The organism is Bacteroidales bacterium (assembly GCA_035299085.1).
In the GTDB taxonomy this organism is placed as follows: Bacteria; Bacteroidota; Bacteroidia; order Bacteroidales; family UBA10428; genus UBA5072.
In genome coordinates this window covers 41852-58236 of the sequence record DATGXG010000046.1, presented here as the reverse complement: position 1 = coordinate 58236, position 16385 = coordinate 41852, and the positions used below count along the sequence as shown (strand labels likewise).

Sequence of the window (16385 nt, the reverse complement as noted above, 5' to 3'; positions counted from 1 at the left end):
GACCAGTTACCCTTGGCCGCCGGAGCTTCAGTGAAGGAGTGGCCAGGCGAAGTCTGTGGCTAGGCGAAGTCTCTGACTTCGTCTTACCAAAATTCTCTATTAATCGTAAATCTCCAAATCGTAAAATAGTTTCAAATCTGACAGGTCCTCCGGACTTTGTCAGGTCTTTCTCCCCTTCTTCCCCTCCCCCCATCTCCCCTTCTTCTTTCCCATGCAGCACTTCCTGTCCTTTTTCGTTCTATATTTAAATAACTTTTCAAAACACTCTCATGGACCCTCAAAAATCCCGTCTCTATTTCATCGATAACCTCCGGTGGCTGATGATCATCTTCGTTGTGCTCATGCACGTCAACGTTACTTACAGCATGCTCGGAGGATGGTACTATATCGAAAAAGCGAAACTCGACCTTTTTCAGAATATATATTTCGGCATCTACGGCTCCTTTACACAGGCTTATTTTATGGGATTCCTGTTCTTCATTGCCGGTTATTTTGTTCCGGCATCTTACGACAGGAAAGGATTCGGCCAGTTTGTAAAAGAACGTCTGATAAGGCTCGGGATACCTACGTTACTTTTTATGCTTCTGATTCACCCGGTTACCATTGCAATCCTGAATCACTACCTGAACTGGAATATGAATATGACGGACTGGTACGGCAAATATATCGGTACGTTAGACTTTTTAGGCAGTACCGGACCGTTGTGGTTCGCGCTGGCCTTGCTGATTTTCGCTATTGTGTATGCATTAATCCGGAAGTTTTTGAATCCGGTATCCTTCAGCAACACAACAATCAAAATCGCCAATAAACATATTGCAGGCATCGGTATACTCATATCGGTTCTGACTTTCCTTATGCGAATTCCTTTCCCGATCGGGACCAACATTATGAACATGCAGCTGTGCTTCTTCTCTCAATACATTGTGCTGTTTATCCTGGGCATTTACTTTTTCAGAAAAAACCTGCTTCTTACTCTGGATTACAGGCAGGGCATGAACTGGTTCAGGTACACCCTGATATTCGGAATCCTGTTCTGGCTGGGTATGATTGTTCTCGGTGATTCCGCTCATAAGGGACTCGAACCGTTTGTCGGGCATCTTACCCTGGGAAATGCCGCTTATTCGCTCTGGGAATCCTTCTTTTGTGTGGGCGTTTGTGTGGGACTGATTGTCTGGTTCCGCGAAAAATTCAATGCACAGGGCAAAACAGCTAAATTTCTTTCAGACAATGCGTTCGGTGTGTATGTGTTTCATACGCCGATTCTCGTCTTGATCTCCATGCTGATGAAGGATGTAACATTATATCCTTTCCTGAAATATGCGATTGTAGCTGTCATCACCATTCCGGCATGCTTCTTAACCAGCGCCCTGTTGCGTAAGATTCCGGGTGTGGCATATATTATTAAGTAAATCGTTTGGGGTTTGAGGTTTGAGGTTTGGTGTTTAGGGATTCGGTATTCGGGATTCTCCCCTTCTCCCCTTCTTTTTTATGGAATTCCCCCGAAATGGCACCCTATTCTAAAACCCTGCCATGAAAAAGCATCTCATCTTTTTAGCCCTTCTGCTTTTTGCGATTGAAATCCATGCACAGAAAATCAGTTGGAATGACCAGCCGGAGAAGGGGCTTGTCTATTCCATTACAAACCGTGAAGCCCGGAAAATTTTCAGATCCGGCTATTCTTTTGTTCCTGATAAAATGCTTCACACATGTGTGGATTCTTTCAACACCCGCATCGGTTGGATTAACAGGCCTCCGGCCGGCCATTTTGTTCTTGTTAGCGTCAGGCAAAACCGGTTGACTACTGAATTTGTGTCCTGTATACCATACCAGGTTTTCCTCCTGAAGGAATACAATGCAGTATCCGTTCAGGTGCTCGATTCAGCCGGAAAGGTAAGAACTGATGCCCGTGTGAAGCTGGGTATGAATCTGATATCAGCAGATACGGCAACAAAAACATACCGGATTACTGATCCTGTTTTTACAGGCAAGGAAGATCTTTTATCGGTTAAACTCGATGGATTCACATCCTTTTATCATATTGCCAAACATGAGGTGCCGCCAGTCTGGAATAATTACAATGACAACCCGGACAGGCCAAGGTTTTACAGCTACCTGGTAACAGATAAAAACAGGTACAAACCCGGTGACAAGGTCCGGTTTAAGTCGTATACCCTTAATTCTTTCAGGAATCCGGTTAAAAAACCCCTGCTGATCCGGTTATATGCGTATCCCAAAACAGTTAACCTGGGTAAAATAAAACCTCACCGGCCCGGAAGCTTTTGGGGTGAGTTTATTCTTCATGATTCACTGGGTCTGAAGCTTGATAATTTTTACAGTCTCCAGCTTGTAGCTGAAAATGGTCAGATTGTATCCGAATGCAATTTCCGGTTCGAAGATTATGAACTAAAAGGAAACCGCCTCGATATCGATCTTGAAAAAAAACAATTTTACCCGGGAAAAAATGTGCTCACCATCACGGCTACGGATGTTAACGGACTTACCCTTAAAGATGCCAGGGCGGAAATCGTTGTGTTATCAATGGACCTGAAAGAATCGTTTGCACCTGTTTCCGTCCTGAACGATACGCTTCTTAAGCTTAACACCGTACTTAGTCCGTCCGCTCCCACTACTGTGGATATTAATCCCGGATTATTCGGACAAACAAATACCGATTATGAAGTAAGGGTAACCATACTGACATCCGAAAACGAACGGGCTATGTTTTCGAGGAAGGCAACATTCTATTATTCGGCTTATGAATTGTCAACCCGCTTTTCCAACGACAGCCTGTGTTTTGATTTACTTCAGAACGATAGGCCACTGCAGAATATTCCTGTAAGTCTTCAGCAAAACGGCGAAGCGCAGGTAAGACAAATCCGCTTACCCTATAAGGTTAAAATAAATCCTGCCATTACATTCTATCATTTCACCAACGAATATATTGATAAGATAATTGAACCCCGTTTACTTTCACCCCGGGTGGAATTCACAGGGGGATTTGAAGGAGACAGCATCAGACTGAAGCTTGACAACCCACATAAACTTCATGTATCCTGGTATATTTACAGGGGAACCGAATTGCTCGAAAAAGGCTCAGGTGTGGAAACGGAATTTAAATCAAAGATCACAGACCGATCGGATAACTATTATGCGGAGTTATTGTATTCACTGGGCGGCGAGGATTTCAGCAAGAAAAAGCAATTTGAATTCCGGGATTCAAAATTGAACGTAACACTTAATCTTCCTGAAAGGGTTTATCCCGGACAGAAAACAGATGCCACAATCAGGGTAACCGATCAGAGAGGAGAACCTGTGAAAGATGTTGACCTTACAGCAATTGCTGCAAACCGGAAGCTGAATTATACATACACCGAACTACCTTATTACGGAAATGTTTCAAATCCACGCCCGCAGGCGACCAGCTATTCCATGGAGGAATCCGGGAAGAACCATTCTGACCGGATGTTTAACTACAGCAAATGGGTATCCACATTCAGGCTCGATACCATGTTGTATTACCGGTTTCTTTACCCTGACAGCAGTTTTAGATATACTATTGACAGCCCTGACAGTACCCAATTCCAGGTTTTCGTCATGAGGAACGGATTTTCTTTACCGGTTTACGTAATTGAACTGGACCATGCTCCTGTTTACTTCTCATGGACCAACCAGGCAAAGCAGTATTCCTTTTATGCGAATCCCGGGCGCAAACACCAGGTTTCATTGCGTTTGCGTGAACAGGTAATCATTATCGACTCTCTGCGGTTTGAGAAGGGCAAAAAGACAATAATCAGCCTGAATATGGATCACCTGCCGGCAGGAACGAAAGTTTTACCTGTAAAAAAAGAATTTTCTGCATTCGAAAGAAGACGATATGAGCCTTTTATCGCTCATTTCAGATCCTCCGCAGGAAAATATGCATTTCTTGAATTCAATGACGAGTTCTTTCCTCTCTATGACATTAAAAAAGGGAATGGTTTCATAACGGCCGGGCCTGTTTATGGAGGAAGAGCTACTTATTCTGAGAAAAATGGTCCCCATATAAATTTCAGGTATGAAGGAGGCTATACTTACCAGTTCGAGGACAATGCAGTTTATAAAATTTCAGAATGCGGCAATACCGGTAGTGATTTGCCCAAATGCCTCCATTTTTTCCGGTCAGATGCTGTTTCTGAATTAAATGACCGGATGTACACGAAGCAGTCGTTTATCAGCCAGCAGATCCAAACGTTGCCGCCGGTTAAAAAATGGATTTCACGCAATATTGACATCCGCGATGTAACTTCAAGGTTAAAAATATCCCTTCCTTATGATACAGCGGGAATAACCGGTATCCTGTTTATTAATACCGTATCAGGAAAAATAACTTCACCTTATTTTGACCTCCGGTCACAAAACCATGCCGGACAAGGTATCCCAAAAGGCCTGCATTCCGTTGTTGTTCTTTATGAAGACGGAAATTACCTGAGACAGGACAGCATTTCATTTAACTACAACACTCAAACCTGTATAAACTTTAACCATTCCTCCTGGCATTTATACGATTCGGCCTCATTGTACTGGCTGACCCATTTTGCCTGGAGAACTGACTACCAGTCGTTCTACGAATCAAAGCCTGAAAAACCCCGTCTTGAATTCACCTACAGGAACACATTTAATGGTAATGTTCAGGGAATAATATATGATGAAACCACCAATGAGCCATTGCCGGGTGTCAGTATCCTGATTAAAGGAACCACAGACGGCGCCATTACGGATATAGACGGTCATTTCTCGCTTGATATTGAAGATTACGAAGCAACGTTACAGATTAGTTTTATCGGATATGTCACCGAAACGATTCAGGTAAGCAGGGGAACCGAAGTTATCATGAAACTGAAACCGGATGTTTGTGCATTACAGGAGGTAGTTGTAGTTGGTTATGGCGTACAAAGGAAACGTGAGGTAACAGGTGCTATTTCTATCATTAGTCCTGGCAATATCCCCATTGACAAAATTGAAGATCTGAACTTATCTCAAAACGATAAAGAATCTGAAAAAAAATTATACAACGAATTATTGAATCTCAATTCAATCCGGAATAATTTTTCCGATGTGGCCATTTGGGAACCCGGGTTATTTACGGATAAAAACGGGGAATCGAAATTTCCTGTTACATTTCCTGATGATATTACACGGTGGGATGCCATTGTGTATGCCATGAACAGCAGACTTCAGACAGGAACCGAAAGAAAAAGCATCCGTTCTTTCAAACCCCTGATGGCAGAACTCCATACGCCTCAATTCCTTACAGCAGGTGATACAGCCATCTTTATCGGTAAAACGCTGAATTATACTTCCGATACATTGATCGAGGGAAAAATCAAAATTCAATCCGGCGATATTGATGAATTTAAGATGGTAAGGTTCGGCCAGTACAGGACGGATTTAATCCCGGTAACACCACTTAGCCCCGATTCGATGACCGTTTTATACACCTTTACCCGTAATGACGGTTACTTCGACGGGGAAGAGCGTAAAGTTCCTGTAATTATGCAGGGAGCTGATCATGAAGAGGGATCCCTTACCATACTGAAAAACGGCGACAGACAAGCGGTTAAGGCGGCTGAAGGTGAAACGCGTATCGTTGAAATCACCGACAATCAACTTGAAATTTATAAAGCGGAAGTTCTTACTCTTTTCAACTATCGCTATTACTGCAATGAACAGCTGGCATCACGACTTGTCGGTCTTATCAACCTGAAGTATTTCAACCGGTTCGAAGAAAAGAAATTCAGGCACGATGATGAGATCAGGCTTATAATAAACCGCTTGCTGCGTAATCAGAACAGTCAATTTCTGTGGTCATGGTGGGACATTTCTGAAAATTCATCCTACTGGATCTCCGCCCATATCCTGAGGGCGCTGAAATTTGCATCCGACGCCGGATACCCCGTTAACCTGAATGTTCAGAACCTGGCAGAAAAAGCAAGTTTCAAGTTCGATTTCCTGAAAGACATTTCATCCGGCGATATTGACTTGCTGCACGCGTTGGCAACCTGGAAAGCTCCGCTCAACTACAGGAAATATATCACTGTCATGGATTCCCTCATAGGAAAACAGGAAGTAAAATACAGTATGATATACAATGGCAGAGGCATCGGGTATTCTATGCTTCATGAAAAATTACTTCTTGAGGAAATAAGGCAGATGGTGATACCGGGATATAAACCGGACATTTTGCGGTATAAAAAGCAGGGTATACTGGGTGAAGTATATTTCTCTGATGGAAGACCGGCATATAATTGGATGAACAGTGAGCTTGAAACAAACCTGGATGCCTACAGGATAATCAGGAATGACTCGGCTTACAGGAATCTCATAAGTCCCATGCAACAATACTTTATTTCAGCGCGGAAGAATTCCTGGAATACATATGAATCATCAAACCTTTTGCTGACCGTTCTGCCTGACCTGCTTGCCGAGGGTTATTCAAAAGACCGGGTGGCACAAATTACGGTAACCGGTAAAGAAAATAGTATAGTGACCAAATTCCCTTACCGTGCCGAACTTAAAAGCGGCGAAGAACTTCAAATTAAAAAGGAGAAGGGACTTCCGCTTTATTGTATGAATTATACGGTGCAGCGTGTTACTGAAGCCAGGACGGGAGTGGAAGGCTTAACCATTAATACTTATTTTGATGACAACAAATACCGGCTCGAAGCGGGTAAACCGGTTGAATTATTTGTTGAAGTGGTGGTAATGAAGGATGCCCCGGTGGAACACGTGATGATTGAAGTGCCTGTTCCTGCAGGATGCAGTTATGAAAGCAAAGATCAGCCTTACAACTCACAGGAAACACATCGCGAATACTTTAAGGAAAAAACGGTTATTTTCTGTGAATCGCTTTCACCCGGAATGCATGCTTACACAATCCGGTTGTTGCCAAAGTATACAGGCAGTTATTTTGTAAACCCCGCCAAAGTATCATTAATGTATGTGCCGGTTGTTAATGCCAATACTGATATGAAAAAAGCGGTGATATATTAACCGGATCAGGGATTTGAACCACGTAGTGGTTGAATTTGAATAGCGCCGGCTGAATGCCGGTGTAATCGCGCAGATTTAGTCCGTACTTATAACCACGTAGTGGTTGAATATGAAAACAACGGGGGAATCCTGTTGGATTAAATTTGTTTCTGCATGTTCAAATTCAACCGCTAACGCGGCTGTGAAATCATGAATGCCAAGGACACCGGCTTTCAGCCGGCGCTAATCACATTAATCAGCTAACGCGGATTGGTGCTTAAGTTGAGGCTATGAGCTTTGCGTCAACCGAACGGCGGAACAACATAACCACAGAAAACGCGGCCCCCTGACGCATAACACAATTTACTTAACCTTTCCTAACGCCGCATTCCCTGTGGGTTTTACATTAAGGTGAAATTTTGTTTTGAACTTCTCCGACTTCCTCTGAACCTATTTCGCAAACAACGCTATATGAACCGGCTGGTTTTCAAATGTCAGTTCTTGTCCCACAACCATATTATTTTCAATCATCTGAAAAACACCCGAACCTTTGTAATCCTTTACAGTCCTCCTTGCACAATGGTCAGCATTGTCAAGGAAATCAAGCACCCTGTAAAAGGCCTCGTCTTCCTCCAGATCGGTTTCCGTATTCCAGAATTCGGCTGCCCTGAAAGCGGAATCCCTTAACAAAGGGAAATAATACCGGTATACCTCATCATTGCCAAAAACATCAGCCGAGATTACTTTATGATTTAGTACAACGGCTATCCCGTTGCATTCGTTTTCGGGCTCACAGGCCGGAATTTTGTTTTCAATCTTTTTCATCCGATGGTCAATCAGGTCGGCGTAACTTTCGGTTTCGCTGAAACACTTGTTCTCTTCCAGGTTCGCATGAATATGCGACCAAACAATCGATTGGGTGTGAGGCTGAAAAGAACCTGGCTGGAATTTAAGGGAAAGCGATCTGGTTTTCTCTTTGCGAAGCATGTGCTCTGCCACGGTCTTCGGTGCATCAAATTTATCCGATACATAATGCCACCTGAGTCTTTCAATACACGAAACATCCAGCGTGGTCTTTGAATACGGTGCAAGCAGCAGGGAATAATTCACCACCCTGTTTTGTTTGGCGCCGACAAGAATGTCAGCATCGGTAAGGAGCAAATAATTCTTTGTATGATTCATGGCGATAAGTTGACCTACAACTCCCTCGCCGGTTGATTCTGAAATCACAAGACCGCCGCTTTTCATTTCAGGTGCCCCGGGAATGAATGCGATAACCGACCGGGGTTCCTGCTTGAATTGAACTATTCCGAGGTTTCCGTAAGCCGTCAGTTTTTTTGCAATTGTTTTCATAATTCTCTATTTTTAATTTTCAATGGACAAATAAACTGAACCTCAATGCAGTCTTTCTGCATTATTAAAAAAAGTTGAATGCCGGCAAACCTCAATGCACTGATCCGTTATAAAACCATTAATTCATGCCTGTTCGGGGGAAAAAGGAGATGGTCTATTGATGAGCTCATTGAAAAATGTTCGGATGCACTGGCAGAGTGCAGAGGAAGGTATGAGAGGATTTCGGAAAGGACTGTCCGCGATGACATCCGGGTGATGAGGAGTGATATCCTGGGGTATAATGCACCGATCCTGCAAAAGAACGGATTGTATTTTTATTCTGATCCGGCGTATTCGATCATGTCGGTTACCATTACCGATTCCTCATTGGTAATGAAGATTATCAAGCTGCTGAATGATGTGAAGAGGGATGTAAACCATCCTGAGATGGAAATAGTGCTGCAACGATTGAATGCCCTGATGGCCGGCTTACCTGAATCACCTCGCAGGCATGCACGGAGGCCGGCATCCAAAGATACCGAAAAGAGCCTCAAAGTTGAAGATATGGCTGTCAAAGAACCCGCACCAGGCTTTCTTCATGAAGATATTACCGGTTATTCGGTTCCTATATCAACTATTAACTGGGAGGAAATTTACACTTCGATTAGGTTATAAATTATGGTCTGCCTGTGCGGGCAGATTGCTTCTGACCGTAGGAACCGGTCATCGCAATGACGATCTGATTAAAGCAGAGCGCAATTCTAAGCACCGTGGGTGGGCCGGGACAAAACGCGGAGGAGGCGAGGCTGTGAATGACGAAAGGCATGGAATTTCTTATAAACGAGCTTGCGACCGTTTATTAGAAATTCCTGCCTTTCGTCAGAGCGCGTTGGGAGTCGTTTTGTCTGGTCTTTTCTTTGCTTCTTTCTTTGTGACAGGACAAAGAAAGAAGTGGGGTTCGGGGTGAAACCCCGGTTATGCAGTTATTTCCGCAACCTTTACCTCCCCATCCCTCTTATACGACGCTACTATAACCCCTTTTGACGATACCTTGCCTTCAATCAAACTGAAATTGGCAGGGATGGAACCGCCATCGAAAAACTTCTTGCCCTTTCCTAGGGTTACCGGAAATATCTTCAGCCACAATTCATCCACCAGGTCATTCTTCAGCAGCGTCTGAATGAAGTTGGCGCTTCCGTGAACCTGGAGGTCGGGCCCTTCCTGTTGCCTGATCTTCCGCAATTCTTCAACTACATTGCCCCTGAGAATCACTGTATTTTTCCAGTCCGCTTTACTCATCGTATTTGAAGCCACATATTTGGTAACCTCATTGATACCGGGCCATGCATCGGCATGTGAAGGCCAGTACGATGCAAAAATATCATATGTCTTTCTTCCGAGAAGCAAATCCGACCTCTCACTCATTTGTTTGCCCATGGTGGAATCAAGGACTTCATCCCAATGCGGTGCCACCCAACCGCCGTATTTAAAATTTTCTGAGGTATCCTCCTGTGCGCCGCCGGGACCCTGAATGACGCCGTCAAGCGTCAGAAACTGCAATACAATAATTTTTCTCATAGGTTGTTAATGGTTACGTGTTTATGTTCTAAACATCAAGGAAAAGACTTTGTTTAGAATCATCACTTCCAGGATAACTTAATACACCCTCTTTAACCACTGCCGGTTTGGTGTAGGTGTGCTCCATACTGTGCGACCTGTCCATGATATGAATTACTTTCCAGCCTTTCAGTTTAAGATAATCCGAAACAAGCGACCGGTGACAACGCCACCAGACACTTTCGGCACACATATACGCAGTCGTTTCGCGTAATGCTAGGTCTTCAAGGTCTTTAATGGCTTCCTTGAATTCTGAACCTTCCATATAATCAGCGTATCCCCTGAAAGCATCCAGCCTCCACCCTGTGTTTTTTGAATCCGGCTTTACCTTTCTCCTGCCTCCCAGCGCAGGAAAATGGAGATACCGGATGCCTGCCTGCTGTAAACTTACCTGCAGGTTTTCCCTGTTAAAATGGGGATGTTTCCTTGATCCGGGAAGGCTTCGTATATCCACAAGATAGCCAATTTGAAATGATTTTAGACACTCAATAAAATCCTCTATACTTCGGGTGGAATGGCCGATAGTGTAAATTGTCATTGCGGTGATCCCTTAATTGTATTCTGATCCAGGGTTAGCAGCCACTTATCCCCTGATTTAATTACAACATAGGTTTTTGTCTGCTTTTCACCCGTATGGATTGTACCCTTTGGCAGTTCATAAGGACTTATAGAATGAACAACCTCTGCAAGCGCAACTGAAGGTGCAAGAAACCGGATATCAATCCATTCAATTTTCATGGTTACATTCTTAAGGAACGTCTGATGCACCGATCTTACTTCTTTCAGCACTTCATCCCTGCCTGATGCAATTCCCCCGCCCGGATTTATGTGAACCCAGTCGGAAGTAGTATAATCTGCAGCATTTTTAAAGGAACCATTATTAAAATCATCCTGGAAAGCTTCAATGACCTGTTTTACCTTTTCGGTTTCATCCACATTCTGACAAAAACCAATGGCAGGTAAATATAAAATGACAGCAAAAATAAACAGTTTCTTCCCGGACATAATTACTTGTATTTTAGATTTATACATAGAACATCGTTGCAGCTAAAAAGTTTTTAACCTGCATTGAGGTTACTGCTATTAAGAATATGCAGAGGCTTTCCGTATCAGAAGCGGATATAGAAGGAAAGGCTCGGTATGACAGGGACAAACGAAACCTGCACCGGAACCGGCTTTTGTGTGACCGGATCAAATGAACAATAAGCAAAAAAAGTATTTTTACGGGCATATACGTTATATACCGATAATACCCACTCCGTTTCAAGCAACCTGGCTTTGAATGTCCTGCTGCTTTTGTAACTGATGCTGAGATCAAGCCGATGATAGGGCTCAAGCCTGAAATTATTCTGTACCTTATTATGCCTGTTCATATCAGGTGTTTCATTACCGATAACATGATCATAGTAAATAGGGTTGTAGGTGGCCGTTTCACTAAACAGGGTAAAGGCACTGCCGCTGGCAAATAAAAAATTCGATGAAATCCGCCAATGGCCGGTAACCGGATAACTTGCCGATACATAAAGGCTGTGGCGCCGGTCACCGCTGAACGGAAAGGAATTCCCGAGATTCAGTGAATCGAATTGCTGATAAACTTTTGAAAGGGTATAAGCAATCCAGCCTGTTAGTTTTCCTGTGTTTTTACCCAGGTACAACTCAGCACCATAGCTTTTACCTTCGCCAAAAACGAGCATCTTATCGATATTGCTGTTGAAAGCCGGTTCGGCGCCTTCCCGGAACAACGCCTGGTTTCCCATTTTCTTATAATATATTTCAAGGCTGGTTTGAAACATATTATCCCGGAAGTTTTTAAATAATCCGATCGATACTTCAGTACTGTTCTGTGGCTTGATATTTTTACCTGAGCCAATCCAGATTTCAGCAGGGAAAGCAGAATTAAAGCTCTGAACCCTGTTAAGAAACTGGTGCATTTGGGTGTAACTCAATTTCAGACTGGTGGATGGATTAATTACCTGCATGAATGACAACCGCGGTTCAAACTGAATAAAATGAGCCTCATTTGTAAAATAGGCAGGGACACGGGCACCCGCATACAAGATAAACATTCTGCTGATCCTGAATTCATCACCGAAATAAACGGCAACCCTGCGGGCATATTTCCTGGGAATTTGATCCGGGTTAATTCCTGACGAGTCCGCGTCATATTCAATGTCTGTGACTGATGACGGATATTGTGTCTGGTATAAATAATTAATGCCTGCTGATATTTTATGTCGTAGGGTGGGATAATAATAAAAATCAGTTTTATAATTCAGATCCCGGATGCCGGAATACAAGCGGGCAGCATATATTTCTTCCCTTGCATTTACTTCGTGGAAATACCGGTTAAAGATGAATGAAGTATTCATAAAAAGCCTGGAACTGAACAAGTGATTCCATCGCAAAACAGCAGCCTGGTTTCCGTAATTCAATCCATAAGAGATCGGATTCTGTAACGACGAATCTCTTGAATATGCCGTCTTATCCCTGCCCTGGTAAAAACTCAGGTATACTCTGTCTTTTTTACCTGCATTGAAATTGAGCTTTGCATTGATATCATAAAAAGTATAATCACTGAAATAATCCGGAATGTCCAGGGGTTTGAACAAAAGATCGATTGTGCTTTTCCTGGCGGAAACAAAAAAGGACCCCTTATTTTTTATAACCGGCCCTGATAAGGTCACTCCGCTTATAACCGAACCCAATTGAAGGTCACCTTCAAATTCCTGAGAATTACCTTCCCTCATGGTGATGTCTAAAACCGAACTCAGATGATCACCGAAAGAAGCAGGAAATCCGGCTTTCAGCAGATAGGCACTTTTCAGTGCTGAAGAATTGAAAATGCTTACAAGTCCCAACAAATGAACCGGATTGTATAACGTAGCCTCATCCAGCTGAATCAGGTTCTGATCGGTATTTCCTCCCCGGATAAAATACCCTGGCCTGCCGTCAAGGCCGGCTAACACACCGGGCAACATTTGTATGGAACCGAGAATATCCCCATTACCTCCGAAAGATGCCACGTTTTTTAACCTTTCAAGTGAAACGTCGGTTTTCCCCGGGGAGACTTTCTTTATGTTATCATCCGGATTGTCCTTTTTAATGACGACTGACTGAATTTCAGTCCTGCTTTCTGACAGATAAAAATTCTGCGTTGCACTGCTTAAGGCCGCTATAGATTTGTGAGCCCCCCGGAAACCCAGGTAAGATACGGCGATATTAAAATGAGCCGGCTTATTGAGTGTGATCGAATAAAACCCATAATTATTCGTATATGTTGAAATCTGCTGTTCGGGTATGTATAAAACCGCCTGCGGCAGGGATTCCCCTGTCAGACTATCCATAACATAACCACTGATGGTGATTCGGCCTGGCTGAACAGCCTTCTGAATGACAATCTGGTTACCGATAAGGGTATAGGTTAGTGATAAAGGATTAAGTATTTCGGATAATACTGCATCCAGATCCTGGTCCCTGGTATCAATGGTGATTGGTTTTTGTTCTTTAATGAGATCTGAATTGAACGCAAAACGATAAGGTATTTGCCTCTCTAATTCTGAAAGTACCGTTGACAGAGCGGCGTTATTAACCGAAAGGGTCACAGTGGGGTGACCTAAACCCGGCTCCTGTGTATAAGCCGGAGACATAATGATTGTCACAATAAAATAAAACAGAAGTACTAAGCAACTTCTGGCAGTGGTTTTAAAACCGGTATTTTTTACTCTTAATGAGCGCATTACTTAACTTGTTCGTCCGCCACCCTGGCTTTCAGCACATACACACTATCCTGAACGGCATATTCAAGGTCGAGTGAACTGCAGATAACCTCGATTGCCGTATCGAAAGGCATGCCATACAATTTGGCCGTGAGCTTCCTGTTGCCGATATGGTCACCGATCTCAATATGTTTTGCATAAACCTTCTGAATCGATTGGACCACTTCAGTTAACGGGGTGTTTTCAAAATCAAGCCAATTTCTGAATGCTTCCGACGATTCAATTGAATTTATTTCACCGAATCGGTTGCTTTGTTCATTGAAACTAACAGATGATCCCGCTTCCAATTCCCTGGCTTCATGGGTACGATTCGTTACAAAGGCAACTTTTCCGTCTGTGACGGCAACATGGATCATCCCGGTTTCCCTTCGGATATTAAACCGGGTCCCGATATCCCTTATCTCAGCTTCGCCGATCTGAACAATAAAAGGCATGTCAGCGCGATGAACCACATCAAAATCTGCTTCACCCGATTTCATGATAACCGATCTGTCCGTCTTGTTGAAAGTATGCCTTACTTCAATCCGGGTGAGAGGATGTAACGAAATGACCGTTCCATCGGCCAGCGATATTTTTTTGTTTGCGTCTGTTCCGGTTATATAAACATCAGCTGTATCATGGCTTTTAAAGTACCATAATACAACAAGTAAACCTATACAAACCGATGCAATAGCAAGCACATTTCTTAAAATTTTCCGCTTAGGGGTAAAATCGACCCGGATGACTTTTGTTTCACCAGTATTTTTATCCCCGCTGATTTTATTTTGAAGGTCTTTCCAGGCCTCATTTTCATCGGCCTTTTTATATAAAAGATACTCACCGGTGCCGTTTCGCCATAGTTCACGGATCCGGTCAAACGTAGCCCTGTTTTCATTATTCATGGCAATCCACTGCTGCAGTTGATCATTCTGTTCATCCGAAAAATTACCGGTCAGAAAGTCAGCAATCAATTCCCAGGGAATATCATATTTTGATTGTTTATCCATAATCACCTTTCACTCATAAGACAAAAAATAATTCTGTTAGTCCCAATCATAAGCGAAAAAATTTGGTGAAAAACAACAGGGAAAAAAGTATTGATTTTAAAGCAGCCTGGTTCAATTGTTTCAATGCCAGGGTAATATGATTCTTAACGGTTTTAATCGAAATTCCCAATTTGTCAGCTATTTCCTGCTGCTTCAATTCTTCAAAACGGCTCATCTCAAAAACCTGCCTGCATTTTTCAGGCAGACTGTCAATCGCGGTATAGAGTTTTACCATCAGTTCATTATCTTCTATCTGCTTCATCTCATAACCTACATCCCGCACCTTGTCCAACTCCACATGAAAACCTTCCCTTTTACTTTTATTTAAGGCATTAAGACAGCGGTTGATAATGGCTTTATATATGTACGATTTAAGTGATGAATCAATACTCATTCCTGAGCCATCCTGCCAGAGTTTCATGAACACATCATTCACAATTTCCGATGCCTGGCCGGCGTCTTTTAAATACCGGCAGGCCATCAGGAAGAAACTTTTATAATGCTCCTTATAATACCGCTCGAAAATTGCGGTATCCTTTTCCTGAATGCCTCGCCAGATTATTTCTTCCTGTTGGTTCATGATTTCCTGTTGCCGAACTAAAATTAGTGAATTTATGGAAATCAAAACCAGGCTGCTGGAAGTCAGCTATAGACGGGACTTTGAAAAAAATAAGAAAATTAATTAGGACCTTTTTGTCTTTTTCTTGTCTTAGCTGAACAAAATAAAAAAATACAAACCATTATCAATAATTAAATACCATGAAAACTTCGAATAACCTTTTCCTTCTCAGTGTGGCTGCCGGATTCCTTGCAGTTTCGTGTCAGAAAGACTCAGTTGATACACCTGAAACATCCAAATCGCTTGATATTAAAATGGAGGCAACCAATGCTTCATTTTCATTGCAGAAATCTACAGCTGCCGCTTCCACTTTTATCTGGGACAGCAGTTATATGGTGGTTTCAAAAATTGAGTTTGAAGCCGAAAAAGGGGACTCCCAGGGTCCGGAAATCAGCTATGAATGGAAAGGTCCCCGGACAATTGATCTTTTGGGACTGAATAATTTTGTAGGAAGCATTTCACTGCCTCCGGGAGTATACCACGAAGTCTCCCTCAAATTGGTGGCATACCAGTCGGATGCCGGAAGTTCCCCGGTATTTTATTTATCAGGAATTTATATCAATGCTGCTGGAACTGAAATCCCGGTTGTACTAGAAATGAACGAAGATATCGAACTGCGGGTAAAGCAGGAAGGGTACCTGTTGGATGCTTCGGTAGATTATACAAGTCTGATACACATGAATCTCAGCCTGCTATTTGACGGAATTTCAGCCAGTGATCTTGATGGGGCAACGCTTACCGATGGAACCATAGTTATAAATTCCGCTTCAAATGCAGACATCTATAATACGGTGCTGTATAATCTTTCCACATGCAGCGAATATCATTTCTCGGAAGGCAGGCTCGAAGCAGGCGATGATCATGGTTCCCATTCAGGAAATGACAGCAGTTCGGATGCCGGTGATGACCGTGGTTCAAATTCAGGGAATGACAGCGGATCCGATTCGGGTAACGACCATGGTACCGGTTATTGATTGGTTTTAACAAACAAACTTTCAAATATAAACG

The 16385-nt window shown here is 43.0% G+C and carries 11 protein-coding genes; 4 read left to right on the top strand and 7 right to left on the bottom strand.

Features of this window, described 5'->3' with window-relative positions:
- Positions 1-269 precede the first annotated feature (269 nt).
- Both VK179_15520 and VK179_15515 read left to right on the top strand, forming a co-directional pair.
- The gene (locus VK179_15520) at positions 270-1409 is read left to right on the top strand and encodes an acyltransferase family protein (protein HLO60158.1); all 1140 of its coding nucleotides are present in this window, start codon (positions 270-272) and stop codon (positions 1407-1409) included.
- 121 nt (positions 1410-1530) lie between these two features.
- On the top strand, positions 1531-7029 hold the full coding sequence (locus tag VK179_15515; GenBank protein HLO60157.1) for a carboxypeptidase-like regulatory domain-containing protein: 5499 nt from the start codon (positions 1531-1533) through the stop codon (positions 7027-7029).
- A gap of 429 nt (positions 7030-7458) precedes the next feature.
- Here the strand turns inward: VK179_15515 and VK179_15510 are convergent, their stop codons facing one another.
- On the bottom strand, positions 7459-8361 hold the full coding sequence (locus VK179_15510) for a DUF6569 family protein (protein HLO60156.1): 903 nt from the start codon (positions 8359-8361) through the stop codon (positions 7459-7461).
- Between the two features lie 78 nt (positions 8362-8439).
- Between VK179_15510 and VK179_15505 the strand changes: the two genes are divergently transcribed.
- Complete coding sequence (locus VK179_15505) at positions 8440-9015, top strand: hypothetical protein (protein ID HLO60155.1); 576 nt, start codon at positions 8440-8442, stop codon at positions 9013-9015.
- Between the two features lie 300 nt (positions 9016-9315).
- Here VK179_15505 and VK179_15500 read toward each other — a convergent pair whose 3' ends face one another.
- From VK179_15500 to VK179_15475, 6 genes are all read right to left on the bottom strand, one after another.
- Positions 9316-9918, bottom strand: a complete 603-nt coding sequence (locus tag VK179_15500; protein ID HLO60154.1) for a dihydrofolate reductase family protein — start codon at positions 9916-9918, stop codon at positions 9316-9318.
- Between the two features lie 28 nt (positions 9919-9946).
- Positions 9947-10495, bottom strand: coding sequence for a DUF488 domain-containing protein (locus VK179_15495; protein ID HLO60153.1), 549 nt, complete (start codon positions 10493-10495; stop codon positions 9947-9949).
- Positions 10492-10962: an SgcJ/EcaC family oxidoreductase gene (locus VK179_15490; protein HLO60152.1), complete on the bottom strand. Its 471-nt coding sequence runs from the start codon at positions 10960-10962 to the stop codon at positions 10492-10494. The genes VK179_15495 and VK179_15490 overlap by 4 nt, the downstream gene beginning before the upstream one ends.
- Positions 10963-11066: 104 nt before the next feature.
- Positions 11067-13694: a carboxypeptidase-like regulatory domain-containing protein gene (locus tag VK179_15485; GenBank protein HLO60151.1), complete on the bottom strand. Its 2628-nt coding sequence runs from the start codon at positions 13692-13694 to the stop codon at positions 11067-11069.
- The gene (locus VK179_15480) at positions 13694-14719 is read right to left on the bottom strand and encodes a FecR domain-containing protein (GenBank protein ID HLO60150.1); all 1026 of its coding nucleotides are present in this window, start codon (positions 14717-14719) and stop codon (positions 13694-13696) included. Before VK179_15480 ends, VK179_15485 begins: the two co-directional genes overlap by 1 nt.
- Before the next feature lie 46 nt (positions 14720-14765).
- Entirely contained in the window at positions 14766-15338 is a 573-nt protein-coding gene (locus tag VK179_15475; GenBank protein HLO60149.1) for an RNA polymerase sigma-70 factor, read from the bottom strand.
- Positions 15339-15517: 179 nt separating this feature from the next.
- Here VK179_15475 and VK179_15470 point away from each other — a divergent pair, with 179 nt between their 5' ends.
- Positions 15518-16351, top strand: a complete 834-nt coding sequence (locus tag VK179_15470; GenBank protein ID HLO60148.1) for a hypothetical protein — start codon at positions 15518-15520, stop codon at positions 16349-16351.
- Positions 16352-16385: the final 34 nt, after the last annotated feature.

Coding starts and splice junctions, on each gene's coding strand:
- VK179_15480 (HLO60150.1), bottom strand. CDS start 14,719: ATGGATAAACAATCAAAATATGATATTCCCTGGGAATTGATTGCTGAC.
- VK179_15500 (HLO60154.1), bottom strand. CDS start 9,918: ATGAGAAAAATTATTGTATTGCAGTTTCTGACGCTTGACGGCGTCATT.
- VK179_15495 (HLO60153.1), bottom strand. CDS start 10,495: ATGACAATTTACACTATCGGCCATTCCACCCGAAGTATAGAGGATTTT.
- VK179_15505 (HLO60155.1), top strand. CDS start 8,440: ATGCCGGCAAACCTCAATGCACTGATCCGTTATAAAACCATTAATTCA.
- VK179_15510 (HLO60156.1), bottom strand. CDS start 8,361: ATGAAAACAATTGCAAAAAAACTGACGGCTTACGGAAACCTCGGAATA.
- VK179_15515 (HLO60157.1), top strand. CDS start 1,531: ATGAAAAAGCATCTCATCTTTTTAGCCCTTCTGCTTTTTGCGATTGAA.
- VK179_15520 (HLO60158.1), top strand. CDS start 270: ATGGACCCTCAAAAATCCCGTCTCTATTTCATCGATAACCTCCGGTGG.
- VK179_15490 (HLO60152.1), bottom strand. CDS start 10,962: ATGTCCGGGAAGAAACTGTTTATTTTTGCTGTCATTTTATATTTACCT.
- VK179_15475 (HLO60149.1), bottom strand. CDS start 15,338: ATGAACCAACAGGAAGAAATAATCTGGCGAGGCATTCAGGAAAAGGAT.
- VK179_15470 (HLO60148.1), top strand. CDS start 15,518: ATGAAAACTTCGAATAACCTTTTCCTTCTCAGTGTGGCTGCCGGATTC.
- VK179_15485 (HLO60151.1), bottom strand. CDS start 13,694: ATGCGCTCATTAAGAGTAAAAAATACCGGTTTTAAAACCACTGCCAGA.